Annotated in this window: 25 protein-coding genes; 10 read left to right on the top strand and 15 right to left on the bottom strand. The window is 69.9% G+C overall.

Annotation, left to right across the window (positions count from 1 at the left end; all coding sequences use genetic code 11):
* The first annotated feature begins 121 nt into the window (after positions 1-121).
* Positions 122-562 (top strand): hypothetical protein, encoded by a 441-nt coding sequence (locus tag IE302_RS34425; protein ID WP_191258635.1) that lies wholly within the window; start codon positions 122-124, stop codon positions 560-562.
* A gap of 21 nt (positions 563-583) precedes the next feature.
* Here IE302_RS34425 and IE302_RS34430 read toward each other — a convergent pair whose 3' ends face one another.
* On the bottom strand, positions 584-1,393 hold the full coding sequence (locus tag IE302_RS34430; protein WP_191258636.1) for an MBL fold metallo-hydrolase: 810 nt from the start codon (positions 1,391-1,393) through the stop codon (positions 584-586).
* A 266-nt stretch (positions 1,394-1,659) separates the two neighbouring features.
* On the bottom strand, positions 1,660-2,595 hold the full coding sequence (locus IE302_RS34435) for a zinc-binding dehydrogenase (protein ID WP_191258637.1): 936 nt from the start codon (positions 2,593-2,595) through the stop codon (positions 1,660-1,662).
* A gap of 93 nt (positions 2,596-2,688) precedes the next feature.
* Here IE302_RS34435 and IE302_RS34440 point away from each other — a divergent pair, with 93 nt between their 5' ends.
* The gene (locus tag IE302_RS34440) at positions 2,689-3,285 is read left to right on the top strand and encodes a TetR family transcriptional regulator (protein ID WP_191258638.1); all 597 of its coding nucleotides are present in this window, start codon (positions 2,689-2,691) and stop codon (positions 3,283-3,285) included.
* 4 nt (positions 3,286-3,289) lie between these two features.
* On the opposite strand, the gene IE302_RS34445 is transcribed toward IE302_RS34440, so the two are convergent.
* Both IE302_RS34445 and IE302_RS34450 read right to left on the bottom strand, forming a co-directional pair.
* Positions 3,290-3,841 (bottom strand): helix-turn-helix transcriptional regulator, encoded by a 552-nt coding sequence (locus IE302_RS34445; protein ID WP_191258639.1) that lies wholly within the window; start codon positions 3,839-3,841, stop codon positions 3,290-3,292.
* 47 nt (positions 3,842-3,888) lie between these two features.
* On the bottom strand, positions 3,889-4,692 hold the full coding sequence (locus IE302_RS34450; RefSeq protein ID WP_229908106.1) for a BPL-N domain-containing protein: 804 nt from the start codon (positions 4,690-4,692) through the stop codon (positions 3,889-3,891).
* A gap of 198 nt (positions 4,693-4,890) precedes the next feature.
* Between IE302_RS34450 and IE302_RS34455 the strand changes: the two genes are divergently transcribed.
* The 3 genes from IE302_RS34455 (at position 4,891) to IE302_RS34465 (ending at position 7,689) form a co-directional block, all read left to right on the top strand.
* Positions 4,891-5,550, top strand: a complete 660-nt coding sequence (locus IE302_RS34455) for a response regulator (RefSeq protein ID WP_191258640.1) — start codon at positions 4,891-4,893, stop codon at positions 5,548-5,550.
* Positions 5,547-6,647 carry a sensor histidine kinase gene (locus IE302_RS34460; RefSeq protein ID WP_191258641.1) on the top strand — a complete coding sequence of 367 codons (1,101 nt, stop codon included), beginning with the start codon at positions 5,547-5,549 and terminating at the stop codon, positions 6,645-6,647. The genes IE302_RS34455 and IE302_RS34460 overlap by 4 nt, the downstream gene beginning before the upstream one ends.
* A 91-nt stretch (positions 6,648-6,738) precedes the next feature.
* Entirely contained in the window at positions 6,739-7,689 is a 951-nt protein-coding gene (locus IE302_RS34465; RefSeq protein WP_191258642.1) for an aldo/keto reductase, read from the top strand.
* Between the two features lie 11 nt (positions 7,690-7,700).
* Here the strand turns inward: IE302_RS34465 and IE302_RS34470 are convergent, their stop codons facing one another.
* From IE302_RS34470 to IE302_RS34505, 8 genes are all read right to left on the bottom strand, one after another.
* Entirely contained in the window at positions 7,701-8,066 is a 366-nt protein-coding gene (locus IE302_RS34470) for a VOC family protein (RefSeq protein WP_191258643.1), read from the bottom strand.
* Positions 8,067-8,608: 542 nt separating this feature from the next.
* Positions 8,609-9,262, bottom strand: coding sequence for a response regulator (locus tag IE302_RS34475; RefSeq protein WP_005163124.1), 654 nt, complete (start codon positions 9,260-9,262; stop codon positions 8,609-8,611).
* Positions 9,259-10,452, bottom strand: a complete 1,194-nt coding sequence (locus IE302_RS34480) for a sensor histidine kinase (RefSeq protein ID WP_191258644.1) — start codon at positions 10,450-10,452, stop codon at positions 9,259-9,261. Before IE302_RS34480 ends, IE302_RS34475 begins: the two co-directional genes overlap by 4 nt.
* Before the next feature lie 104 nt (positions 10,453-10,556).
* Entirely contained in the window at positions 10,557-12,020 is a 1,464-nt protein-coding gene (locus IE302_RS34485) for an alpha/beta hydrolase (RefSeq protein WP_191258645.1), read from the bottom strand.
* A 236-nt stretch (positions 12,021-12,256) separates the two neighbouring features.
* Entirely contained in the window at positions 12,257-13,417 is a 1,161-nt protein-coding gene (locus IE302_RS34490) for an acyl-CoA dehydrogenase family protein (protein WP_191258646.1), read from the bottom strand.
* On the bottom strand, positions 13,414-14,913 hold the full coding sequence (locus IE302_RS34495) for a 3-hydroxyacyl-CoA dehydrogenase (protein WP_191258647.1): 1,500 nt from the start codon (positions 14,911-14,913) through the stop codon (positions 13,414-13,416). Before IE302_RS34495 ends, IE302_RS34490 begins: the two co-directional genes overlap by 4 nt.
* A gap of 9 nt (positions 14,914-14,922) precedes the next feature.
* Positions 14,923-15,702 (bottom strand): CoA-transferase subunit beta, encoded by a 780-nt coding sequence (locus tag IE302_RS34500; RefSeq protein WP_191258648.1) that lies wholly within the window; start codon positions 15,700-15,702, stop codon positions 14,923-14,925.
* The gene (locus IE302_RS34505) at positions 15,699-16,610 is read right to left on the bottom strand and encodes a CoA transferase subunit A (protein WP_191258908.1); all 912 of its coding nucleotides are present in this window, start codon (positions 16,608-16,610) and stop codon (positions 15,699-15,701) included. Before IE302_RS34505 ends, IE302_RS34500 begins: the two co-directional genes overlap by 4 nt.
* A 109-nt stretch (positions 16,611-16,719) precedes the next feature.
* On the opposite strand from IE302_RS34505, the gene IE302_RS34510 reads away from it, so the two are divergent.
* From IE302_RS34510 to IE302_RS34520, 3 genes are all read left to right on the top strand, one after another.
* Positions 16,720-17,625, top strand: a complete 906-nt coding sequence (locus tag IE302_RS34510) for a LysR substrate-binding domain-containing protein (RefSeq protein WP_191258649.1) — start codon at positions 16,720-16,722, stop codon at positions 17,623-17,625.
* A gap of 137 nt (positions 17,626-17,762) precedes the next feature.
* Complete coding sequence (locus tag IE302_RS34515; RefSeq protein WP_191258650.1) at positions 17,763-19,079, top strand: MFS transporter; 1,317 nt, start codon at positions 17,763-17,765, stop codon at positions 19,077-19,079.
* Positions 19,076-19,531 carry a MaoC family dehydratase gene (locus IE302_RS34520; RefSeq protein WP_191258651.1) on the top strand — a complete coding sequence of 152 codons (456 nt, stop codon included), beginning with the start codon at positions 19,076-19,078 and terminating at the stop codon, positions 19,529-19,531. Before IE302_RS34515 ends, IE302_RS34520 begins: the two co-directional genes overlap by 4 nt.
* A gap of 313 nt (positions 19,532-19,844) precedes the next feature.
* Here the strand turns inward: IE302_RS34520 and IE302_RS34525 are convergent, their stop codons facing one another.
* Both IE302_RS34525 and IE302_RS34530 read right to left on the bottom strand, forming a co-directional pair.
* A complete protein-coding gene (locus tag IE302_RS34525; RefSeq protein ID WP_191258652.1) occupies positions 19,845-20,519 on the bottom strand; it encodes a hypothetical protein in 675 nt (224 codons plus the stop codon).
* The gene (locus tag IE302_RS34530) at positions 20,516-21,244 is read right to left on the bottom strand and encodes a MerR family transcriptional regulator (protein WP_191258653.1); all 729 of its coding nucleotides are present in this window, start codon (positions 21,242-21,244) and stop codon (positions 20,516-20,518) included. The genes IE302_RS34525 and IE302_RS34530 overlap by 4 nt, the downstream gene beginning before the upstream one ends.
* A gap of 148 nt (positions 21,245-21,392) precedes the next feature.
* Between IE302_RS34530 and IE302_RS34535 the strand changes: the two genes are divergently transcribed.
* Both IE302_RS34535 and IE302_RS34540 read left to right on the top strand, forming a co-directional pair.
* Positions 21,393-22,841: an alpha/beta hydrolase gene (locus tag IE302_RS34535; RefSeq protein WP_191258654.1), complete on the top strand. Its 1,449-nt coding sequence runs from the start codon at positions 21,393-21,395 to the stop codon at positions 22,839-22,841.
* Positions 22,842-23,014: 173 nt separating this feature from the next.
* The gene (locus IE302_RS34540) at positions 23,015-23,698 is read left to right on the top strand and encodes a GOLPH3/VPS74 family protein (RefSeq protein WP_191258655.1); all 684 of its coding nucleotides are present in this window, start codon (positions 23,015-23,017) and stop codon (positions 23,696-23,698) included.
* Positions 23,699-23,710: 12 nt separating this feature from the next.
* Here IE302_RS34540 and IE302_RS34545 read toward each other — a convergent pair whose 3' ends face one another.
* Entirely contained in the window at positions 23,711-24,157 is a 447-nt protein-coding gene (locus tag IE302_RS34545; RefSeq protein WP_191258656.1) for a DUF6069 family protein, read from the bottom strand.
* Positions 24,158-24,234 lie beyond the last annotated feature (77 nt).

The raw sequence follows: 24,234 nt of genomic DNA on the forward strand, positions 1-24,234 counted from the left end.
GCAAAGCAGACCGACGGTCGCCGTTCTTCGCCGATTCGCGAAACGAGCGAACGCGCTCGCGACGGTCCGGACCGTGAGGTGCGGTGTCCGAGGCTGCGGCCGGGCGGGCTAGTTTGCTCGGGTGAGTCTTCTTGATGACGTGGCCGAGCGCGACGGCTGGCGGTGCTGGGTGTGCGACGAACCGGTCGACCCCGGCATGTCGGTGAACGACCCGCGGGGCCCCAGTGTCGACAGCCGGACCGCCGACCGGAAGGCCAAGATCGCCGAACGGCTCGCGCATCGCGGGTGCAACACCCGCAAGGGCGCGGTCAAGGTGGTCATCGCCTGGCCCGACCGTCTGCACGTGGTCGAACCCGCGCCGCTGATCACCGTCGCCGGACGGCTGGAACGCAAGGGAGGCCGCGAGATGGTCGCCCGCTGCCCGACCGAGCAGGACGCCAAGGAGGCGGCGGACTGGCTGGTGGACCGGTTCTCCCGGCTGGTACCGGGGCTGCCGGTGACCGCGGCCGTCGAGCCGGGTGGCGGCCAGTTCCTCGTCATCCTGGCCGCCGGTCGCCGCTGAGCCGCACCCCGCGGCGGTGCGTCACGACAGAAGGCGCCGCACCTGGCCGTCGTGCACGTCGCTCACCCATTCCCAGCCGGGCTTGGCCGACGGGCCGATCCGCGGGTCGTCGGGAGCCTCGCCCTCGCGCAAGGCGAGCACGTACGCCCGATCCCGCTCGATCCGTTCGCGAACCTGACCGGCTCCCCCGGCCGACCCGTGGCCGGGGACGACGACATCGACGTCGCCCGCCACGTCCTCCAGCAGCCGCAGCGCCGCCAGATAGTCCTCGATCGGGTCGGCGTCGCCGTCGAAGTCGAGCATCGGGACCAGGACGTCGGAGAGCATGTCGCCGGCGACGAGCACCCCGCGCTCTTCGATGACCAGCGCCGCGTGGCCCGGTGCGTGCGCTCGATGCTCGACGAGCCGGACCCGAGGACCGTCCCAAGGGAACCACTCCGTCCCGGCGGGCAAGGCGGAGATGAGGCCATACAGATCCAACGAGACCTTCTCGGCGATGCCTGTCGGCTCCAGGTGCTCGGTGATGAGGGCCTTCGCGTCCGGGCCGGACAGTTGCTCCTCGACGGCGGCCGCGCAGCGGGCGGTGCCGTAGCGGGGAACCGCGCCGAGCCGGGCGTGCCAGAGCAGGTGATCCCAATCCGGATGGGTCGAGAAGCCCGCCACCACGCTCTGGCCCGCACTCGACAGATCGTGCGCGAGGCAGACCATTTCGTGGTCCTGGATTCCGGGATCGACGAGCAGTACCCCGGCCCCGCCCCGCACCACGACGGTGTTGCTCCGCACGAACTCGCTCTCGTGGATGAGCACGCCCTCGGCGACCCGCGTCAGCACGGGCGGACCTCTTTTCGCTTCCCGTCCGCCGTCCGCGGTTCGGTGCCGCTCATTTCGTCGCCTCCTGGGTCAGCCGATGAGTCGACCGATTCTGGCCCGCGACAACGCTGCGGGCAACGACCGGCAAAGGCGGGAATGTTCCATTTCATCGCGCCGCGAACGGAAAATGGCAGGCCGGACCGGCGTCTCGTTCCGCGCCGAAAACATCCACGGCCTTTTCACCGGCTATTCCGAACGCGAGGTCCGGTTCATTCACGAGCCGGCGTTCAGGCGATGTCCAGCACCGCCTTGCCGTGCAGTCGCCGCTCGAGCAGGGCCAGGGCCGCCTCCTCGTGGGAAGTCCATGCCGCTCGCCTGCTGATGCCGGGGTCGATGCGGCCGGCGGCGATCTCGGCGGCGAGCCAGGTCAGGTCCGCGGAGAAGTCTTCGCCCGCGTCGGCGAGCAAGAAGTAGGTGCGGATCGACCGGTCGTGCCGTCCGTCGGTCGGTGTCAGCGCCGCCGCGGGGAAGATCGAGTCCGCTCCGGACGACCGGCCGACACTCACCACCGTGCCACCGGCCTGGACAGCGGCGAACGCGTCGACGAGCTGTTGCCCTCCGACGTTCTCCAGCACCCCGGACACCGGCCGTTCCACGTGCGCCGGGTCGGCGTGCACCTCGTGCGCGCCCAGCGCCCGGAGGCTGTCCTCCAGCGCGGGATTCCCGCTGATCGCCACGACTTCGGCACCCGCGCGGGCGGCGAGCTGGATCGCGTAGCGGCCGACTCCGCCGGAAGCGCCGGTGATCATCACCCGGCGGCCGAGGAGCGGCCCCATGCCCCGCAACACCTGCAACGCGGTCAGGCCGGCGACTGGGATCGTGCTCACCGCGCCGAGATCGGCGCCGTCCGGCACGGCGCCGAGCCGGGTGGCCGGAACCGCCCGCAGCTCGGCCCAGCCCGCGGTCTCGCCGAGGGTGACCACCGACGTCCCGGCCGCGGGGCCCGAACCGTCGACGGCGGCCTCGACCACCACGCCCGCCGCGTCCCAGCCGATCAAGGCGCCGTCCGGGGTCGCCGGGTCGGTCGCGCCCTTGACCTCGCCGTAGTTGAGCGAAACCGCTTCCACCCGGACGAGCGCCTCGTCGGGCGCGGGTACCGGATCGGCCACGTCGGCCTGGGAGAGATGAGCCTTCGCGGTGTGGTCGACGACGAGTGCGCGCACGATCTGGTCTCCTCTGCTCAATGTGCCACAGTGTGGCGTTTGCTCCATTGAAGCATATGCTCGCCCGGGGCGGGGTCGGTTAGACTCGGCTCCATGACGACCACCGGGGAGCCCGCGACACTGCGTGAGCGCAAGAAGCTGCGCACTCGCCAAGCCCTGGCGGAAACGGCGATCTCCCTGTTCGGCGAGCACGGTTTCGACGCCACGCCGCTCGACGCGCTGCTGGACGAGGTGGAGGTGTCGAGGCGGACCTTCTTCCGCAACTACCGCTCGAAGGAGGACGTCGCCCTCACCGCCGTCAAACGACTCTGGAGCGATTTCCTCGTCACCCTGGACGAAACGGAGAAATCCGGGGCGCTGGTGGACGTCTTCCGCGACGCACTCCTGACCACGCTGGCCCGCATGGACGACGGCTGGTATGAGCGTTTTCCCGCGACACTCAGGTTGATCGATCAGTCGGCCTCGTTGAACGGCCATTCGCTCAGGCACTGCGCGGAGATCCAGGCGGAGGTCGCGCACCGGCTCGGTGACGCGGACGATCTCGAACTGCGCATGCTCGTCGAATTCTGCGTGGCCACCTGGCGGTGCGCCCTGGACGAGTGGCTGCCCGACTGCGCCCCCGGCGAACTGCCGGGTCACGTGCGGCGAGCCTTCTCCGCCATGAACGACAGCCTGCTCCGGCGAGCGTGACGGCTCAGATCGCCCCGGTCCGCAAGGCGTACGCCACCGCGTGCGACCGGTTCCGCAGCTTCAACCGGGAGGTCATGGCGTAGATGATGTTCTTCACGGTCCGTTCCGAATAGGACAGTTCGGCCGCGATCGCGTTCGTGTCCAACCCTTCGGCCATCAGCCGCAGCACCTCGGTCTCCCGCGGGGAAAGGCCGGTCGCGGCGGGCTCGGGAATCCTGAGGAAACCACCGCGGAACCGCTCGGCCTGCTGGAACAGCGTGCCGAACGGAGTCACCCCGGCCGCGGCGGCACGGACGATGTCCGGCAGCTCTTCGCCCGCCACCGCCGCCCGCGGCAACAGCCTGACCACCCGGCATTCCACCACGACCGGCAGTTCGCTTTCCCTGATCCGGTCGAGCATCAGCACGATCGGTTTCCCTGTCCCGGCGCAGCGGCGCAGTGCCGCGATCGCTTCGGCGGTCAGGCTTTCGAACGCGGCCACGACGACGTCGGCATCCTCGCGCGGCGAGCCGTCGACGACCTTCATGCCCGTGCGGGATCCGAAGCAGCTGACCATCCCGGCCACCGTGAGCGGATCCAAGGCGCAGACACGCACCCGCACTTTCACGGCCGCCCGACGGTCGTGTCGATCAGTTCGTGGGCGAGATCGAAGCGGACGCCGTCGGGGTTGGTCAGGCCCGCGTCCTCGTACCAGGTCTCGTCGGCCTCCGGATGCGGTCCGCTGACCCCGATCCGGCCCTTCCCGTACGGAGCGACGACGACCGCGGCGGCTCCGTTGTCGTAAGTCGCCAGGACGGTCGCGTCGGCTCCGTCGTCCAGGCGGAAAGCAGGTCCGTCCTGGAAGTACATATGCCGGGACTCGCCCTTCCAGGTCACCTCCAGCACGGTGTCGCGTTCGTCGGGGACGCCGGAACCGGGAGAACCGGCGTATCCGTAGCTGTCGCCGGGCAGCAGGTCGAAGCCCGGGTCGCGGCCCGCCAGATAGCCGCCGAAGCACAGGCCGAGGTAGCTGCCACCTGCCCGGATCCAGTCGCGCATCACCTGGGCCGAGCCGCGCAGGTCCCGCCAGGTTCGCTCCAGATCGTCACCACCGCCCGGCTGGACGTACAGCCGCGCCTCGGCCAGCGTGGCGGCGGTGAGCGGGACCCCGGTGCCCGGGCCGACGTACTTGACCTCGAACGGTCGCGGCGCCTTGCGCAGCAGCGTGGCCACCGACGGCGCGCAGTCCGCGCAGCCCTGCGGACCGTTGTACACCAACGCGAGCGGCTTGCGACCACCCACGTCCCCGAGGGCCTGCCGTCCACAACCGACGGTCAGCAATGCGGCAAGGGGAAGCGCGCCGAGAAGCACTCGACGTCTGTTCACCCCACCCGGCGAAGGGGTGATCTCCGGATCCGTTCCAGGCACTGTTTCACTCCTGTGTCTTCCGAGCGCGGCCGTGGTCCTTTTCGTCGGTTTCCATGCTCCGGGCAGGCAGCGACCCGCCGCACCGGCGACCCGGCCCGAACAACCCGCCGACCGGCTGCCACCGCCCAGCCGATCGGCGGGCACGGGCCTTCCCGGCTCGGGTGGTGCCCGTTCGCCGGATGCGACGAGACTGGGTGCATGATTCGAGTGGTCGTCGTCGACGACGAGGAGCTGGTGCGCTCGGGGTTCCGCCTCATCCTGGAGGCCGCGGGCGACATCGAGGTCGTGGCGACCGTGACCGGTGCCGAGGCGGTCAAGGAGATCAGCCTGCACGGCCCCGACGTCGTGCTGCTCGACATCCGGATGCCCGACGTCGACGGGCTCACCATCCTGCGGCAGCTGTGTGGCCTGCGGAAGACACCGGCCATCGCGATGCTGACGACCTTCGATTCCGACGAGTACATCGCGACCGCGTTGCGTTCGGGCGCGGCCGGGTTCCTGCTCAAGGACACCGCGCCCGCTCTGCTCGCGCATTTCGTCCGGACGCTGGCCGCCGGTGGGGTGGTGCTCTCCCCCAAGGTCACGCGCACCGTCGTCGGCGGCTATCTCGAATCGGGGGCGGGCTCCCCCGCGGCCACCCAGGTCGGACGGCTGTCGGAGCGCGAACGCGCGGTGCTCGTGCTCATCACGGACGGGTTGTCCAACGCGGACATCGCCGCGCGGATCCACCTGAGTGTCGGCACGGTCAAGGACCACGTGTCGGCCATCCTCACGAAACTCCAGGTGCCGACCCGCGTCCAGGCCGCCTTGGTGGCGCAACAGGCGGGCTTGCTGAGCAACGGCGACGGCCGCTCGTGAACCGGGTGGTGCGCCTGCTGCTCGTCGACGCGTGCCTGATCGCCGTCGCCGCGATCGACGCGGGACTGGGCCGGGCCGAACCACTGGCGTTCGGCGCCGCGCTGGTGGCCCTCGCCATCCTGCCGCTCCGCCGCCGGTGGCCGGTCTTCGTCTTCGCCGTCACCCTGCCCGCCCTCGCGATCTCGGGTTCGGTCATCGCGACGCTCATCGCCCTCTATTCGGTGGCATTGCTGCGTTCGAACCGGTATCTGCTCGTCGGCTGCGGTGTGCTGGCCACCGCCGGTTACGTGTTCCCCGGCCTCGATCTGCGGTTCGAGGAAACCGACATGCTCACCGTCATCTACGCGGTCATCACCCCGGCCGCGCCGATCTTCCTCGGCAGGCTGGTGCACACCCAGCGCGAACTCACCCTGCGGCTGGACGACATCCGGCAGGCCCGTGCGCACGAACGGATCCTCGACGCCCAGGCCGTCCTCGCCAAGGAACGCACCCAGCTGGCCCGCGAAATGCACGACGTCGTTTCGCACCAGGTCAGCCTGATCGCCGTCCAGGCGGGCGCGCTCAGCGTGTCGACCACGGACCCGAACGCGAAAACCGCCGCCGAGAACGTCCGGAAGCTGTCGGTCGACACCCTCGACGAGTTGCGCCACATGGTGAACCTGCTGCGGGCCTCCGGCAGTTCCACCACCGAGCTGATGCCGCAGCCGACGCTGTCCGACCTCGACCGCCTGATCGCCGGGAGCGGTATCGAGACGCGGCGGACCGGGACGGCGCCGGACGGCATCGACACGGCCGTCCAGCGCACGATCTACCGGACCATCCAGGAAGCACTGACCAATGTGCGCAAACACGCGCCGGGCAGCACCGCGACCGTGGACATCGCGCACGACGGCACCGATCTCACGGTGACCGTCGGCAATACCCCCGCGACCCGGCCGAACCTCACGTTGCCCAGCGCGCGTCATGGCCTGCTCGGGCTTCAGGAACGCGCGGCGTTGCTGGGCGGCACCGTCGTCACCGACGCGCTCCCCGACGGCGGATTCCGCCTGCGGTTGCGGCTGCCCCTCAGCGGTCAGCGGAGCCGACCGGCCTCCTGACCGAGACTTTTCGGGCAACCTCGCCGCGACGAACGGGCAATTCCGGGTCGATCGGGGAATCACGGGCAGGCCGCGCGTACTTGAATCGATCATGGTCACCCTCCGCCCGCTCGCCTCGTCCGATCTCCTCGTGTCCCCGCTGTGCCTGGGCGGGAACGTGTTCGGCTGGACCGCCGACGAAGCGGCGTCCTTCGCGGTGCTCGACACCTACCACCGTGCGGGCGGCAACTTCGTGGACACCGCCGACTCGTACATGTACCACTTCCCCGGCAACGAGCCGGGCCAGTCCGAGACCATCATCGGCAAGTGGCTCGCCGCCCGCCGCAACCGCGACGAGGTCGTCGTGGCCACGAAGGTCGGCGACCACCCCGGGTTCAAGGGCCTCGCGCCGGCGAACATCAAGGCCGCCGCCGAGGAGTCCTTGCGACGGCTCGGCACCGACCGCATCGACCTCTACTACACCCACTTCGACGACGAGTCCGTCCCGGTCGAGGACATCGTCACCGCGCTCGACGACCTCGTGAAGGCGGGCAAGGTCCGCGCGATCGCGACGTCCAACATCAGCCCGGAGCGCCTTTCCGCCTCGCTGGCCTTCTCCGCCCGGGAGGGCCTCGCCCGCTACGTCGCGCTACAGCCGCAGTACAACCTCGTCTCGCGCGACACCTACGAGGGCGAGCGGCGGGACATCGTGCGACGTGAAGGGCTGGCCTGCGTCCCGTACTTCGCGCTCGCTTCCGGTTTCCTGACCGGCAAGTACCGGCCGGGGCAGACCGTCGAGAACATCCGCAATCTGCCCGGCCTCGCCGGCGGGTACGCCGACACCGAACGCGGCGTGAAGGTCCTCGCCACCTTGGAAGAGGTCGCGACGGCCCGGGGCGTGGAGATGGCGACCGTCGCGGTGGCCTGGCTGGCTCAGCAGCCCACGGTCACCGCGCCGATCGCCTCGGCCCGTACGGTCGAGCAGTTGCCGGCCTTGCTCGCCCTGTTCGATCTGCGACTCTCCGACGTCGAACTCCGTACCCTGACCGAAGCCTCGTCCTGATCAGCTCGCGGTCACCGCGGTCCGTAGAGCACGACGGTGTTTCCCCAGGGATCGCGCGCCACGGCCCGGACCTCGTGCGGGCCACGCTCCGGCTGCCGGACCACGGATCCACCGCGCTCGACGATCGCGGCCACCGCCGCGGCCACGTCGGGGACCTTGAAAGACGCCGCGGGGACGCCGCCGGTGACGTCCTCCGCGGGACCGGCGAGAGCCAGCGTGGTGCCGCCCGCGTCCAGGGCGGCGTAGCGGTCGCCGTCCACGAATTTCGTCTCCAGCCCGAGAGCGGTGGAGTAGAACCGCACGGCGGCGTCGACGTCCGCCACCGGGTGCAGCACGTTCCCGATCCTGGCCGGGTCGACCTTCGCGTTTTCGCTCATGCGGCGACCGTAGCGGTATTCACTCGTGGGCGGCTGAGATGTCGGTACCGGTGGTCGCTCACACGCCGACCGGTGGTGACGAGCGAGGTGAAGGGGACTTTCCCCTCATCGCACGAGCGGAAAGTCCCCTTCGCATCGGGTCTTGCGGCCCGCAGGGGTGACCGGGGACTGGGAAGCGTCCCGAACGCCACGTTCGGGACACCGGCGAAGGCAAGCGAGCGTCGGCGCGGTGGTCGCGAGTGGCGAATGGGGTTATTGAGGGGTAAGGCAAAGGTGGCGTGGCCCTGGCTGCCCCATCTGCCGGTTTCGGAGTGTTGTGAAAGCCACTTTCGCAACGTTGAGCGTTGTGAAAGTGGCTTTCACAACACCGGCGAACCTCAGCCGCCCGCAGGACCCGTGGCGAAGGGGACTTTCCGCCTATGTGATGAGCGGAAAGTCCCCTTCGCCGCACTCGCGTCTCCCGAACACCAGTCCGTCAAGACAATTGCCCTGCCCCCTCAAACAGACCCGAATCGCCACTAACGACCCACCAGGCTCTCGCATCAGCGCACGAGCCCGGATTCCCAAGCCCACACGGCGATTTCGGTGCGGTTGCGGGCCGCGATCTTGCGCTGGATCGAGGCGAGATGGGTCTTCACCGTCGACAGGGAGATCGTCAGCTCGTCGGTGATCTCGGCGTTCGTCCGCCCCCGCGCGATGGCCTTGGCGACGTCGAGTTCGCGCTGGGTCAGCGCGGGATCGGCACGGCGGGCGCGCCGCCGGGCCGAGGTGGCGGTGAAATGGGCCAGCAGCCGGGTGGTGATCGACGGCGAGACCAGCGCTTCCCCGTTCGCGGCCGCGTGCACCGCCTCCACCAGCAGACCGGGACCGGCGTCCTTGAGGAGGAAACCGCAGGCGCCGGCGCACAAGGCCTCGTGCACCAGTTCGTCGAGGTCGAAAGTGGTGACGACCAAGACCCGCAACGGGTCTTCGACGTCGGGGCCGGCCAGTCGCCGGGTGGCGGCGAGACCGTCGACCAGCGGCATGCGGATGTCCATCAGCGTGACGTCCGGGCGCAGCCGCTGAGCCAGCCGGACCGCTTGCTCGCCGTTCTCGGCCTCGCCGACCACTTCCAGCCCGGGCACCCGCTCCAGGATCAGCCGGAAACCCGTGCGTACCAAGGCCTGGTCGTCGGCCAGCAGGACTCGCAATGTCACCGCGCGGATCCTCCTTCCGGTACCGAGGCGGCCGAAACGCCGCCCGGCAAAGGCAGTTCGGCGAGGACTCGCCAACCTCGCTCACCGTGTGCCCCGGCGGTCAGCGTGCCGTCCAGCGCCGCGATCCGCTCGGCCATCCCGATCAGGCCGTAGCCGCCCGGCGACCGGCGCACCCGGCCGGGCCGGAGCCCGTCGTTGCCGACCTCGACCCGGAGGCACCGGCGGCCGTCGACCGGCTCGACCAGCACGGTGACGTGGCGGGCGTCGGGCGCGTGCCTGCGCGCGTTGTTCAGCGATTCGAGGACGACGCGGTGGACGGTGGACACCGTTTCCGGCGCGACCGCGAGTTCGGCGAGCCCGTCCGCCAGCCGCAGCGTGACACTTTCGTCGTCGCCGACCGCCGCTTCGATGGTCTCCACCAAGCCGCCCACGGTGACCTGCGACGCGAGTTCGGGGCTGCGCAACATCATGACCAGCCGCCGCACCGCACCGAGGGCTTCCGCGCCCGCGTGCTCGATCTCCTTGATCAGCTCCTGTTCCGGCCCGTCCGCGAGGACGACGCCGGCGGCCTGCGTGCGGACCACGACTCCGGTGATGTGGTGCGCGACCAGATCGTGCAGTTCCCGGGCGAGGGCGAGCCGCTCCCGGTCGCGAGCCGCGGCCAGCGCCGCGTCACGGCGGGCTTCGCCGTCCCGCAGTATCAGCCCGACGATCACGCTGCATCCCCACAGCAGAGCCCACACCACCGCGATGGACAGCGTCGTGAACGTATCGGCGAAACGCAGGACCGGGGCCGCGGCCATGGTCAGCCCGCCGAGCACCGCGAGCACGGCGGCGTGACCACGGGGCAGCCGGTGACACGCGGACCCGACCAGGATCGCCAGCGCCAGCGCCTCGGCGTCACCGCTCGGTGCCGCGGCCGGTTCGACCAGGAAACCCACCGCGCTGCAAGCCAGTGAAAGCGCGATCCCCGACGACGTCAACGCCGCTGTCCGCGCCGGGAAACGGCGCCGCAGCAACGCGAACACGCCCAGCGCCAGGCCGGCCGTGAAGTAGAGGATCTCGCCCGCCGGGGGCGGACCGGCCAAGATCAGGCGCCGCACCAGCTGTTCGATGTTCAGCCCGGCCAGCACCACGACCTCGGCGATCACCAGACCGCGACCGGGCGGCGGGGTGGCGGTCGGAAGCACGCGGCCGTCCTTCCTGTTCGCTCGTCCGGTGATCATCATGCCTCAGCGATGACAGGGGCGCCGGGTGTGCCGGATGATCCGGCACACCCGGCGTCCCCGGTGTTTCATCGTGGTTCGGCCGCGCACGCGAGGTCGTGCTTCGGGCGCTCGCCCGTCAGCAGGAAGGTGGTCGCCGCCGTGTCGGCGCACTTGTTGCCGACGTAGGGATAGACGCCGTGCCCGCCCGCGTCGACGGTGACCAACCGGGCCCGGTCGCCGAACGCGCGCCGCAGCTTCTCGGCACCCGCCAGCGGTGTCGCCGGGTCACGCTGGTTCTGCAGCATCAGCACGTTGGACGGACCCCGGTCGCCGACGCGCACCGGCGGGTCGGCCGGAGCGGACCAGAACGCGCAGGGCTGGACGTTGGCACCGGCGGCGCCGAACATCGGATGGCGGAGCCGGTCGATCGCGACGGTGCGCTGGTAGGTGCCCACCGATCCGGGCCATCGGGAGTCGTTGCAGATCATGTAGTAGCGGCCGGAGACCAGGTTTTCGATCCCGGGCGGAGCGTCCGGACCCATCGGTGGGAGCGGCTGATCCTTGTCGAGCGCCTGCCAGATCTTGCCCACGAGCGGCATTCCCAAGTCATTGAAGAGGAAGCCGTAGGTCAACATCCGGAACGTCGGGCCGTCGACGTCGCGGACCGGCGCCTTGTCCAGCCGCGCGGCGAGGTCGAAGTACTTCGCGGTGACCTGCTCAGGGGTGCTGCCCAAACCGTAGGTGGCCGAGTTGGCCGCGGCGAATTTGGCGAAGTCCGGGAACCGGTCGTCGAAGCCCTGGGCGTACAGCCGGTCGTTCGCGTAGTCCCAGCCGTCCGGGCCCACGTTGCTGTCGAGCATGATCCGGTCGCTGCGCTGCGGGTACAGCGTGGTGTAGACGGCGCCGAGGTGGGTGCCCCACGAGTAGCCGGCGAAGGAGATCTTCTTCTCGCCCAGCGCGGCCCGGATGCTGTCCATGTCCCGCGCGGTGTTCGCCGTGCTGACGTGCGGCAGCATCCACGCCGACTTCGAAGCGGCGCACTGCCGGGCGATGGCCTTCGACTGCTCCGCCCGCTTCGCCACGTCGGCGGCGTCGCGCGCATATGGCGGGACGTTGCCCACCGCGCTCTGCTCCGGCGTCAGGTCACAGGTCACCGGGGTGCTGTGCCCCATCCCGCGCGGGTCGAACCCGATCAGGTCGTAGCTGTCGAGCACGGCCTGTGGCATCTTCGCCGTCCTCAGGTCGGCGGGGAACTTCAGCCCGGCCGACGGGCCGCCCGGATTGGTGAGCAGCACGCCGCGACGCTGTCCCGGGTTCTTGCTCGCCAGGCGGGAGATCGCGATGTCAATCCGCTTGCCGCCCGGGTCGTCGTAGTCGAGCGGGACCTTGATCGTCGAACATTCCAGGCCGGGCGCGGCCGCATCCGCCGGACACGGCCCCCAGTTCACTGTCTCCGGCGACGCCTCCGGTGACGCACCAGCAGGCGCCGCCGCCGCGGCGGCGGCCGCCAGGATGGCGATCGCGAGCGCGATGGACCACGTCTTCCTCATCCGAGACCCCTCTTCCGATCTGTTGGCGAATCCCCATCCTGTTCACCGGACGGTGAACGCGCATCGAGCGCGGGAATGGTTCCGTCCTCGCCTTTGGTCGGCCAAAAGGACTAGCCCGAAGGAGCAGGAGGCGGGCGGGCAGGTGAGCAGGCCGGCGCCGGTACCGCGTGGGTCGGGGTGGTCGTGAGTGGTAAGTGTCGTTCTAACGGCACTTACCACTCACGACCCACTCGCGCTCACAGCATCGCGTTCACGCCCGTGAGGTCGCGGCCGATCAGCAGCTTCTGCACCTGGCTGGTGCCTTCGTACAAGGTCAGCACGCGGGCGTCGCGCAGGTACTTGCCGACCGGGAACTCGTCGATGAACCCGTAGCCGCCGAAGACCTGCAGGCAGTTGTTGCTGACCCGTACCGCGGCCTCGCTCGCGTGGTACTTCGCGATGGACGCGTCGGTCGCGTAACCCTTCGGCGAGACACCGGAATCGGCGATCCGCGCGACGTGATGGGTCAGCAGGCGGGCGGCCCGGACGTCCACCGCGGACTCGGCGAGCAGTTCCTGCACCAACTGGAACGACGCGATCGGGCGGCCGAACTGGGTGCGCTCGGTCGAGTACCGCACGGCGGCGTCGACGGCGGCCTGCGCCAGCCCGACGGCGCCCGCCGCGACCGAGACCCGGCCGCGGGACAGCGCGCCCAGCGCGATGCCCAGACCGCGGTCCACCTCGCCCAGCCGGGCCGAATCGGGCACGCGAACGCCGTCGAAGGTCAGCTCCGCGGTCGCCTGGCCGCGCAGGCCGAGTTTGCCGTGGATCTCCCGCGCGGTCAGGCCCGGCGAGTCGGTCGGCACGAGGAAGGCGGTGAGGCCGCGCTCGCTGGTCCGGGCGAAGGTCAACGCCACCTGCGCCCAGGTCCCGTTGGTGATGAACATCTTCCCGCCGTCGAGGACCCAGTCGCCGCCGTCACGCGTGGCGCGGGTGCTGACCGACGCCGCGTCGGAGCCGGTGCCCGGCTCGGTGAGGGCGAAACAGCCGAGGGCGTCGCCGCTGACGAGGCGGGGCAGCCACCGCGCCCGCTGCTCGTCCGTCCCGTGCGTCACGATGGTCTTGGTGACCAGGCCGAGCGACACCGAAACGATCCCGCGCACCGCGGAGTCGCCGCGCCCCAGTTCCTCGGTCACCAGGACGTAGGACAGCATGTCCGCGTCCACCCCGCCGTAGGTCTCGGGCACCATCAAACCGAGGAAACCCAACTCCCCCAAGCGTTTCACGATGCCGCGATCGACCTGTTCGGCGCGGTCCCACTCCGCCGCGTGCGGGACGATCTCCTCGTCGACGAACCGCGCGGCCATCGCGCGGATGTCGCGTTGTGTCTCGGTCAGGCCGAAATCCGGTGAGATCACGGTGTTTCCTTCTCCAGTGGGTAGGCGGGCGCGGTCAGGGGCAGGCCGAGTTCGGCGCGTTCCCGCAGCCAGCGCGTCGGCCGGTACCGCGGGTCCCCGGTGCTCTCGTGCAGCCGGTCCTGGAGTTCGAGCAGGCGGACGGCTCCGATGTGGTCGCCCCAGGCGAGCGGTCCGGCCGGGTAGCCGAGCGCGGCCGTGACGGCCAGGTCGATGTCCTCCGGTGTGGCCAGCGAACGTTCCGCGATCGACGCGGCGACCGAGACGATCGACGCGAGCAGCCGCTGGGCGACCGAACCAGCGGTGTCCCGCACTACCGACACCGCTTCCGCGCCCAAGGCGCCCAAGGCGCCGATGGCGGCGCGGACCGCGTCCGGGTCCGACGCCGGGGTCACCGCCAGCACCCGGCGGCGAGTGGAGAGCGACAGCGGATCGACGCCGAAGGTGCGGGACGCGGGCAACCCGTGCGCGGCGATCGCCGCCGAAACCGTGGTGCCCCAGGTCGGGACCAGCACGACGGCCCCGGAGGTCGGCTCGTCCGACGCCGTCGGCAATGCCGCGCGCAGGGCGTCGGCGTCCGGTCCCGATCCGGCGATCCACAAAGGACACTCGGCGGCGATGACGGGTTCTTCCGGGGTGACCTCGGCTCCGGGGCGGTGGTCGTAGAACCCGCGCCCGCTCTTGCGGCCGAACAGCCCGGCGGCCACCCGGTTCGGGGTGAGGAACGAGGGCCGCAGCCGGTCGGAATGCCGGAATCCGGTCCAGATCGAGTCGATGACGGCGGCCGTCACGTCGAGACCGGTCAGGTCCATCAGCTCGAACGGGCCCATCCGCAGCCCGAGCACGTCGCGGGCGATCCGGTCGATCACCACCGGTTCGGCGGCCGAGTCCTCCAGCAGCGCGAACGCCTCGGTGACCAGCCCGCGCCCGGCGTGGTTGACCAGGAAGCCGGGGGTGTCGGCGACCGTCACCGCGCGGTGGCCGGACGCGCGCACCAGCTCGGCCAGCGTGCCGGGGATGTCGGAACGAGTGGCCGCACCCGGGACCACCTCGACGATCTTCATCAACGGCACCGGGTTGAAGAAGTGCAGCCCGGCCAGCCGCGACGGATCGGCCAGTGTCGCGGCGATCCGGGTGACCGGCAGCGAAGACGTGTTCGTCGCGAAAATCGTCGAGGACGGCAGTATCGCTTCCAGGGCGGCGAACAACTCCGCCTTGGTGTCCAGGTCCTCGCGGACGGCCTCGATCACCAGGTCCACGTCGTCGCCCGGCGCCGAAACCGCGTCCAACGGCACGAGCCTGGCGCGGACCTCGCCCGCTTCCGGTTCCGTCATGCGCCCCTTGACGACCGCACGGTCGAGCAGCCGCCCGATGAAGTCGATCGCCTCGCCGACCGCCTCGCGCCGGGCGTCGGCGAGTTCGACGGTGTGCCCGGCGGTCGCCGCCCACTGCGCGATACCCCGGCCCATCACGCCGGTTCCGATGACCCTGATCCGCATGTTCACTCCTCAGCGCAGGTAGACGCGACCCGGGTCGACTTCTTCACGCAGCCGCCGGAGTTCGGCGGCCGCGGGCGGTTCGATGGTGGCCAGGTCGTCCGCGACCTCCAGCGGCCAGCCGGTGGCCGCGCGCACCTGGCCCACCGTCACGCCGGGATGGACGGCGACCAGCCGCAACGGTTCGCCCGCCCCCGGCCGCGCGAGGATACCGAGCTCGGTGATCACCCTGGTGACCCCGGCGCCGAGCGGCCGGATGCCGTCCGCCAGGGCCCGGTCCGGGCCGGGCGAGGTGCAGAAGTCCAGCTTGTCCACAAAGGACCAGGGGTCGTGGCGGCGCATCACGACGAAGACCTCGCCGGAGTTCGCCATCACCTCCATCGCGCCGCCCGGGCCGGGCAGCCGCACCGCGGGTTCGGCCCAGTCGCCGATCACCGACGAGTTCAGGTTCCCCCACCGGTCGATCTGCGCGGCACCGAGGAACCCGACGTCGATGTGCCCGCCCTGCAACACGTTCCCGAAGAGCGCGGGCATCGACAGCACCGCCTCGGCGCCGGTGATCAGCACGGCATCGGCGATGGTCTCCGGGAGATGCGAAGGATGCGCCCCGCAGACCCCGGACTCGTAGACGATCTCCAGGTCCGGCGCGACCGTGAGATGGGCCAGCGACGCGGCCAGAGTCGGCAGGCCGATCCCGGCGAACACGGTGCGTTTCCCGGCCAGTTCCCGGGAAGCGACCACCGAGAGCAGCTCGGACGACGTCGTCGTGCCGGTGTCCTTTGTGGACGTCATCGTGCGTTCTCCCGTCGCTTGCCGTAGTTCACCGGCAGGCTCAGCGCGTCGTCGACGGCGAGGCCCGCCCAGTGGCTCTCCCCCAGTTTCGCCACGTACTCGGTGTGATCCCGGGTGCCGAGCACCCACTCCGCCAGCCACTCTCGCAGACGCACCGGATCCGCGCTGATCGCCGACCAGCCGCGGTAGAACGCGTTGTCGCGGTCGTAATAGCCCTGTGCGAACGACGGATGCGCGCCACGCGGGCAGGCGACCACGGCGTCGACCGCGTGCGAGGGAATGAGCGTGCGGTTGGGATCACGGCGGATGACGTCGTCGTCCACGATCTCCTCGACCACCACCACGGCCTTCTTCGCCGCGTACACGGCTTCGGCCTGGATCCCGGTCAGGCCCCAGATCTGGGTGTTGCCCGAGCGATCCGCCCGCTGGGCGTGGACGATCGTCACGTCCGGGTTGACCGGCGGCACCACGTAGACCTGCTCCCCGTCGTCGTAGGGCGAGCGCACCTTGCGGAGGCCGGGGTTGACCGATGGCAGATCGCTGCCCGCGAACGAGCGCACCGGGTAGAAGGGCAGCCGCTGCGCGCCGGCCAGATAGCGGCCGATCATCCCGTAGTGGCTGTACTCCTCGAACTCCAGCGGCTCGGGGTCGGCGCGCTCGATCCGCCGCCGCAGTTCCCCGAGGGAGCCCGCCGAGGAGTTGCCGACGAACGACGACACCAGCTTGCGCACGCAGCCGCCCGCGAGCATCTGGTCCACGACGATGTCCGCGGTCATCCGGACCACGGTGAGGTCGCGGCGGCCCTGCCGGATGATCTCGTGCCCGGCCGCGGTCGGGATCAGATGCGTGAACCCTTCGAGCGCGACGGTGTCGCCGTCGTGGACGAAGGCGGCGATGGCCTCGGCCATCGTGGTGGTCTTGTCGGTCACGGGTTCACCGTGCCAGGCAGCATTGTGCAGAGTCCAATACCGAATTAAGGTCAGATTGATATCGGGTACTGAATAATCGAGGTGCGACATGGAGTTCCGTCATCTGAACGCCTTCCTGGCGGTGGCCGAGGAACTGCACTTCGGCCGCGCCGCGAAGCGCCTGCAGATGGCCCAGCCGCCGCTCAGCCAGCAGATCCGCCAGCTCGAACGCGAACTCGGGGTCGCCCTGTTCGAACGCAACACCCGATCGGTGCGCCTCACCAGCGCGGGTGAGGCTTTCCTCTCGCCGGTGCGCACCGTTCTCGACGACATCGACCTCGCCACCCGTGCCGCGAAGGCGGCGGGCCGGGGCGAGTTCGGCCGGGTCACCGTCGGTTTCGCCGGAGCGTCGAGTCACGAATCGCTGCCGCTGCTGACCAGGGCGGTGCGGGCCGCGCACCCCGGGCTCGAACTGGTGATGCGCGGGCAGACCTACGCCAACGTCGCGCTCGACCGCGTCGCGGACGGCTCGCTGGACCTCGGTTTCGTACGGCTGCCGGTCACCCAGCCGGGGGTACGGGCCAGGGTGATCGACGAGGAGGAGCTGATCTGCGCGCTTCCGTCGGACCACCGGCTGGCAGGCTACGACCGCATCCCCATCGAGGAACTGGCCGCCGAGCTGTTCGTCAGCTTCCCCGCGAACGCGGGCTCGACGGTCCGCGAGGCCACCGTCAGGGCCTGCACCGAGGGCGGTTTCACCCCGAAGGTGGTCCAGGAGGCGCCGGATTCGTACACGATCCTGGCGCTGGTCGCGGCCGGTGTCGGCGTGACGCTGACCCTCACGTCCTGCCAGCACATCCAGCAGACCGGGCTGGTCTACCGGCGTCTCGCCGGGAAAGGCATGCGCCTGCAGGCGGCGCTGGCCTGGCGCGCGGACAACCCGTCCGCCGCGCTGCGGACGGTGCTCGCGGTCGCCCAGGAGGCACTGCCCACGCCGGCACCCAGCGGCGATTGATACGGAGAAGCACTTACTGACTGGCCTATTCAGTATTGGACGTGTCTCGGTGGCGGCTGGCAGGGTTCCGGCCAGAACAGGGACGTTGGCGCCGGGGGTCGCCGTGCCCGGGAACAACGGCGATCCAAGGAGCAGGCATGAGTGCGGCGAATGCGACCGCGAAACGCGCGGGAATCGGGGCGTTCATCGGCTCGACCATCGAGTGGTTCGACTTCTACATCTACGGAACCGCGTCCGCGCTGGTGTTCGACAAGGTCTTCTTCCCCGAACTCGACGGAGCGATCGGCACCCTGGTCGCGTTCGCGACCTTCTGGGTCGGCTTCCTCGCCAGGCCGCTCGGCGGCATCATCTTCGGCCACATCGGCGACCGCCTCGGCCGCAAGAAGACGCTGGTCATCACGCTGCTGCTGATGGGCATCTCGACCACCCTGATCGGTGTGCTCCCCGGTTACGCGACGATCGGGATCGCCGCGCCGATCCTGCTCGTGGTGATCCGGATGATCCAGGGCATCGGGCTCGGCGGCGAATGGGGCGGTTCCGTGCTCATCGCCTCCGAACACGCACCCAAGGGGAAATCGATCCTCTACGGCGCCTTCGCGCAACAGGGTTCGCCGGTGGGCAACACGCTGAGCACGGTCAGCTTCCTCGCCATCAGCCAGCTGCCGGACGCGGCGTTCGTCAGCTGGGGCTGGCGGATCCCGTTCCTCGCCTCCGCGCTGCTGGTCGTGGTCGGGCTGTTCATCCGCCTGAAGGTCACCGAATCCCCGGCCATGGCGGGTCTGATCGAGGCCAAGAAGGTCGCCAAGCTGCCGCTCACCGAGGTGCTCCGCAACCACCCGATGCTGATCGTGCTCGGCATCGGCGCCTGCACCATCGGCCTGTCCGCCACCTACTTCAAGTCCACCTTCGCGCTTTCGTGGGCGACGTCGGACATCGGCTTCAGCCGCAGCTCCTTCCTCACGATCATCCTGGTCGCCAACATCACCCAGATCCTCGTGCAGCCGTGGGGCGCGGTGATCGTCACGAAGATGACCAGCTGGCGTCGCGCGGTGTCGGTGATGCTGCTGCCCGAACTGGTGCTGATGCCGCTGATGTTCCTGCTGATCAGCACCGGGGACTACGCCTCGGCGATGGTCGGCGTCGTGATCGCCACCGTCCCGCACTGCCTCTACTACGCCGCGCTCGCGGGCATGCTCGCCAGCCGGTTCCCCGCGCATGTGCGCTACACCGGGATCTCGCTGTGCTACCAGCTGTGCGGCACGCTGCTCGGTGGCACGACACCGATCGTGGGCCAGTTCCTGCTCAACCTCACCGGCTCGATCACCGCCGTGATCGTGTTCGCGGTCTTCCAGGTCCTGCTGACGCTGGGCTGCATGCTGGCTCTGCTGAAGCGGCCCAACTACGACGAGCGCGCCGAAGAGCCGGCGCCCGCCACCGCGGCGGTGACCCGATGATCACCGCGAACGGCATCGAAGAGATCCGAGCACTGGCAGGACGCGACCTCGGCACTTCGGAGTGGCGAACGGTGACGCAGGACCTCATCGACACCTTCGCCGAGGTTTCCGGCGACCACCAATGGATCCACACCGATCCGGTGCGCGCCGCGGCGGGGCCGTTCGGCAGGACGATCGCCCACGGCTACATGACGCTGAGCTGGGGCATCCCGATGCTCGCCGAACTGCTGCGCGTCACCGGCGTCGGCATGGCGTTGAACTACGGGCTCAACAAGGTCCGGTTCCCCGCGCCGGTCCCGGTCGGCGGCCGGGTGCGGCTGCGCGCGTCCGTGCTGGAGGTGACGGCCGTGCCGCGGGACGGCGTGCAGATGGTGCGTGCCTTCACCTTCGAGCTCGAAGGAGCGCCGAAACCGGCCTGTGTCGCGGAATCGGTGACTCGCTACTACCTGTGAGAGTCGCGAGTCCGATCAGGAGCTACGCTCGGCGGCGATCAGCGAGGCGACGGGTCGAAAGCGTCACGTTCCGCCTGAAGTCCGTGAAGGCCTCCTTCCCTACCCTGAAGGTAGTGAAGGAGGCCTTCATTACCTTCAGGACTGCCACGTTCGCCCCAGACACACCAAAGTCACAGCGGCTGCGGGGCAAGGGTCCCGAGCGCCACGTTCGAGACGATGAGCGTCCCGGGCGGGGCGCACGAGACGCCGCCAGGCACCCCACCTCCCGCAATTAGTCGCCTAAATGCGTTACCCGAGCGCGACTCGACGCCGATCAGGAAGCGACGGTGTCGAGTAGCCGGTTGAACCGGAGTCTCGTGGCACGTTCGACGGCGGAAAGCGCCCCGGCGACGGTCAAGACGACGTTCCCCCACGTGGGCAGATCGACCGGCGAGACGAACCGGCCGACGTGCTCGGCGATGGCCGGGACCCGGGTGACCGCCTCGATGCCGTGCATGAGGCTGATGACGAGCGCCGTCAGGAGGACGAGGAGGGTCACCGCGCCGACAACGGCGCTCGTACGCGGGAACCGCCGCCCGAATCGCGCCCGCAGTCCTTCCTGCGAACGATCGTGCGGGCGCAGTGCGCGTTCGGTGCCGTCCTCGGTGACGAAGTGGATGCGCTTCATTCCGAACGCGCTGGTCGCGACCTCGATGACACCGCCGGGCACCGGGAACGACGTCGGCAGGTTGGACCGATGGATCTGGACGCCGTCCCGGTACAGCGCGGCGGGGCTCTTCCCGACCGCGTTCTCGTGCTCCTTCTTGCTTTTCGCGTCGGCCATGTGCCGGACATCGACCGCGTACACGTGGGTTTCCCCGGACGGCGTCACGAGATCGAGGAAGAGCACTGAACGGGAGAAAAGCTGCCAGAGCCGGTATTCCGGGAGCGGGCTCCCGTCGCCGGGCCTGACCTTGCCGAGCTGCCACCGTCGTTTGAGGTTCTTCATGGTCCTTTCTCTTCTTTCGGTTCCAGAGGCTCGATCAGTGCATTCAGCCGCCGCAGGACGTCCAGCTGCGCCGGGTTGTACAGCTCCACCAGTCCACTGAGGACGGCCCGATCGGTCAGGGCCACCCGTGTCCTCGCGTCCGTCAAGGACGGTTGTGCCTCGAGCTGGTCTCGCGCGACCGGCGCGAGTGCCTCGGCCAGCCGCTGTCTCGTGGCGTCGTCGGCGTCGGCCGGTAGCGTGTCGAACTCCGCCTGCGCCGGAGGACGGGGTGCCGCGTGCAGCTCCCGCATCGCCTCCATCGTCTTCGCGTCCAGAACTCGCGAGAAGACCATCAGCATCGAACGCTCCACTTCGGACAGATCGGCGACGTCTCCGTCGAAGCCCGCCGGAAGGTCGACGAGGCTGCGGCGGTCCAGGATCAACGCCAGTTCCTTCCGCATCCGCTCCTGCCGTTCGATGCTCACCTTCAGTTCGGCGTCCAGCGCGCGCAACGTCCGCTCCGCGTTCCCGTCCGACTCGTCCATCGCCTCGATGTCGGACAGCGGCACCCCCAGATCGACGAGCCGCCGGATCCGCAGCAGCCGGATCAGATGCGAGATGCGGTACCGCTTGTACCCGTTCGCCCCTCGTTCCGGCTCGTCGAGCAGACCGATCCGGTGGTAGTAGCGGACGGTCTTCAGGGTCGTGCCGGCCAGCTCCGCCAGCTCACGTGTGCTCCAAGCCATCCCCCGAAGTGGACACCATGCCCCTGGGGCACAGTCAAGGAGGATCACCGGATGGCGCCCGCGGCGAACGTCTTTGTTGACCCTGCCCCGAGGGCACGGTCTCTACTCAAAACGGACAGACGCCCGACGCGCCACCCGAGGGGAAACCATGCGGAGAGCCTTGACCATCGCCGTCGCCGCGGCCACGGCCGCAGTGATGTTCGCACCACCGGGACTCGCTGAGCCCGGCCTGAAGTGGGGCGAATGCCCCGCCGACGTCGCCAAACCCGGCCTGCAGTGCGGCACCATCGACGTCCCGCTCGACCACCGGAACCCGGACGGGCAGCAGATCCAGCTCTCGCTTTCCCGCCTCGCGAGCAAGAACCCGGACAAGCGCCGGGGTGTGCTGCTGACCAACCCCGGCGGACCGGGCGGCAGCGGCCTCGACTTCCCGGGCGGGCTCGTCGACCTCAAGATGCCGCAAAGCGTCCTCGACAGCTACGACATCCTCGGCTTCGACCCGCGCGGGGTCGGCCGGAGCACTCCGGTCACCTGCGACCTGACGACGGAACAGCAGTACAGGGGCAACATCCCGCCGTACGCGCGCAACGCGGCGGATGTGGTGACCCAGGCCCGGAACGCGAAGACCGTCGCCGAGCAGTGCGCCAAGTCCAAGACGGCGAACCTGCTCCCCTACCTGTCGACCGCGGCCACCGCGCGCGACATGGACCGGATCCGTGAGGCGCTGCACGAGGACAAGCTCTCCTTCCTCGGCTACTCCTACGGCACCCACCTCGGCGCGGTCTACACCACGCTGTTCCCCGACCGCGGCGACCGGATCGTGCTCGACAGCAACCTGGTCCCGGGTGGTCTGGACCGGACGGGCAGCAGACTGTTCGGGCCGGGCATGGAGAAGCGATTCCCGGACTTCGCCAAGTTCGCCGCGGCGCGTCCCGAGTACGGCCTGGGCACCACCCCGGAAGCGGTGACCGCGAAGTACTTCTACCTCGCCGGCCGCCTGGACCGGGCCCCGGTGCAGGGCTACGACGGCAACCTGTTCCGGCTGGCGACCTTCGGATCCCTGTACCGCGACAGCCGGATGCCCGGCTTGGCCGAGATCTGGAAGGCGCTCGACACGAACCAGCCGCTACCTCCGGCGGCCGCGGCGGATGCCCCGCAGACACTGGAGAACAAGGTGGCCAGCCACCTCTACGTGATCTGCAACGACTCCCGCTGGCCGACGTCGGTGGGCAGTTACCTGCACGACGTCTCCGTCGACCGGAAGCGCTACCCGATCTTCGGCGCGTCCGGGGCCAACATCCGCCCGTGCGCCTTCTGGCGGTCCGAGCCCGCCGAACCGCCCGTGCGGGTCGGTGACCGGGGCCCGTCGAACGTTCTGCTGGCGCAGAACACCCGCGACCCGGCGACGCCGCTGTCCGGTGCCGAGCAGATGCGGCGCGCCCTCGGTGACCGGGCCCGGATGGTCACCGCCGATCAGGGCGGCCACGGTGCCTACCTGATCGGCGCGAACAAGTGCGCCAACGACACGGTCACCGCGTTCCTGACCACGGGCGAGCGCCCGAAGGACGATCGCGCCTGCGTGGCGGAACCGGCCTGACCTCCTCCGGTGCCGGGCCGGTCCGCGCCAAGACCGGCCCGGCACCCTTCGAGGACCAGTCTTTCGAGCGAATCGGCAACGTATGACGCTGTGTCACTGGTCCCGTCGTCACTCCCGTAAGACCATCGAAGGGCGTCCACTCCTCTGTGGACGGTGCGGAGAACGGGAGAACTGTGCGAAACGACCTGCTGATCGTCGAGGATCTGCTCCTGCTGCTGCTCGACGACGAGACCGGGACCCCCGCGGCGGCGGGCACTCTGCCCTACACCCTCGGCGGCGCCGTCCTCGCCGAACTCGCTCTGCTCGGCAGGGTCGAGACGGGTGATCCTTCCGCGTTGAACGGTCCCCGGATCATCGCGGTGGGAGACGGACCGCTGCCCGACCCGGTCCTGCAGGCCGCGTACGACCGGATCGCCGAGAAGACCCAGCGTGTGCAGCCATTGCTGCTCGCGATCGGAGGCGACCTCTGGAAGACGCTGACCGACAGGCTCATCGAACGCGGCCTCATCCGGCGCGAGAAGAAGCGGGTGCTCGGCCTGTTCCCCATGACCCGCCTGCCCGCGGCCGACACGCGGCACGAGGCGGCGCTCCGGGACGAGATCCGCGCCGTGCTGGTGGAGGACAAGACTCCCGACCCGCGCACGGCCGCGGTGACCGCCCTGCTGTCCGCGAGCGGTGCTCTCCCCGCGCTCCGGCCGACTCTCGCGTGGTCGGCGAAGGTCTACAAACGCGCGAAGGAGATCGAGAACGGCAACTGGGGCGCCGAAGCCGTCAACGCCGCCGTGGTCCGCACGGCCGCGGCCATCGCGGTGTCCACCGCCGTCGTCGCGGTCACCGTCACCACCACCACGACGTAGCGGGTAGCCGGCTCAGCGAACCAGCCGGCCCGCCCGGATCGCGGAGTGGAGGACGCCTGACAACGTGCCGGTGATCAGCACGCCCAGGAACAGATTCCCGGCGGCCGTCGCGATCCGGGCGCCCAGGTCGGCGTCGATGCTCAGCGGGACGATCACGGTGATCGCCGTGAGAAGCAGCATGATCGACACGAAGAACGACCTCGCGCGCGGTGTCCCGATCAAGAGCAGATGCAGCAACCCGGTCGCGGCCAGCGCGGCGACCGCGGCACACGCCGCGTAGGCCGTGGCGCCGATGCCGCCCCAGGCGCCTCCCCCGCTCGGGACCAGCACGGGCACCCCGAACAGTCCACTCGCGACGAGGATGACCACGATCGCCGCCAGGGCCGCGACCAGTGCCGTCGCGCACCCGCCCGCCCAGAGCCTGCTCACCACGAATCGGTGCCGCGGTTCTCCCGCCATGATCCCTCCGCGATCTCCCGCCGACCGGACGCCTTGCCGTGACGGAAACCCTTGCCGTCACGAGAACCCTTGCCGTC

Origin of the sequence: Amycolatopsis oliviviridis (assembly GCF_014654365.1) — a bacterium.
GTDB lineage: Bacteria > Actinomycetota > Actinomycetes > Mycobacteriales > Pseudonocardiaceae > Amycolatopsis > Amycolatopsis oliviviridis.

Bases quoted from the DNA above. Each gene is read 5' to 3' on its own strand.
- IE302_RS34440 (WP_191258638.1), top strand. From the start codon at position 2,689: ATGACGACCACCGGGGAGCCCGCGACACTGCGTGAGCGCAAGAAGCTG.
- IE302_RS34445 (WP_191258639.1), bottom strand. From the start codon at position 3,841: ATGGTCAGCTGCTTCGGATCCCGCACGGGCATGAAGGTCGTCGACGGC.
- IE302_RS34455 (WP_191258640.1), top strand. From the start codon at position 4,891: ATGATTCGAGTGGTCGTCGTCGACGACGAGGAGCTGGTGCGCTCGGGG.
- IE302_RS34465 (WP_191258642.1), top strand. From the start codon at position 6,739: ATGGTCACCCTCCGCCCGCTCGCCTCGTCCGATCTCCTCGTGTCCCCG.
- IE302_RS34470 (WP_191258643.1), bottom strand. From the start codon at position 8,066: ATGAGCGAAAACGCGAAGGTCGACCCGGCCAGGATCGGGAACGTGCTG.
- IE302_RS34485 (WP_191258645.1), bottom strand. From the start codon at position 12,020: ATGAGGAAGACGTGGTCCATCGCGCTCGCGATCGCCATCCTGGCGGCC.
- IE302_RS34495 (WP_191258647.1), bottom strand. From the start codon at position 14,913: ATGCGGATCAGGGTCATCGGAACCGGCGTGATGGGCCGGGGTATCGCG.
- IE302_RS34500 (WP_191258648.1), bottom strand. From the start codon at position 15,702: ATGACGTCCACAAAGGACACCGGCACGACGACGTCGTCCGAGCTGCTC.
- IE302_RS34505 (WP_191258908.1), bottom strand. From the start codon at position 16,610: ATGGCCGAGGCCATCGCCGCCTTCGTCCACGACGGCGACACCGTCGCG.
- IE302_RS34510 (WP_191258649.1), top strand. From the start codon at position 16,720: ATGGAGTTCCGTCATCTGAACGCCTTCCTGGCGGTGGCCGAGGAACTG.
- IE302_RS34515 (WP_191258650.1), top strand. From the start codon at position 17,763: ATGAGTGCGGCGAATGCGACCGCGAAACGCGCGGGAATCGGGGCGTTC.
- IE302_RS34520 (WP_191258651.1), top strand. From the start codon at position 19,076: ATGATCACCGCGAACGGCATCGAAGAGATCCGAGCACTGGCAGGACGC.
- IE302_RS34525 (WP_191258652.1), bottom strand. From the start codon at position 20,519: ATGAAGAACCTCAAACGACGGTGGCAGCTCGGCAAGGTCAGGCCCGGC.
- IE302_RS34530 (WP_191258653.1), bottom strand. From the start codon at position 21,244: ATGGCTTGGAGCACACGTGAGCTGGCGGAGCTGGCCGGCACGACCCTG.
- IE302_RS34535 (WP_191258654.1), top strand. From the start codon at position 21,393: ATGCGGAGAGCCTTGACCATCGCCGTCGCCGCGGCCACGGCCGCAGTG.
- IE302_RS34545 (WP_191258656.1), bottom strand. From the start codon at position 24,157: ATGGCGGGAGAACCGCGGCACCGATTCGTGGTGAGCAGGCTCTGGGCG.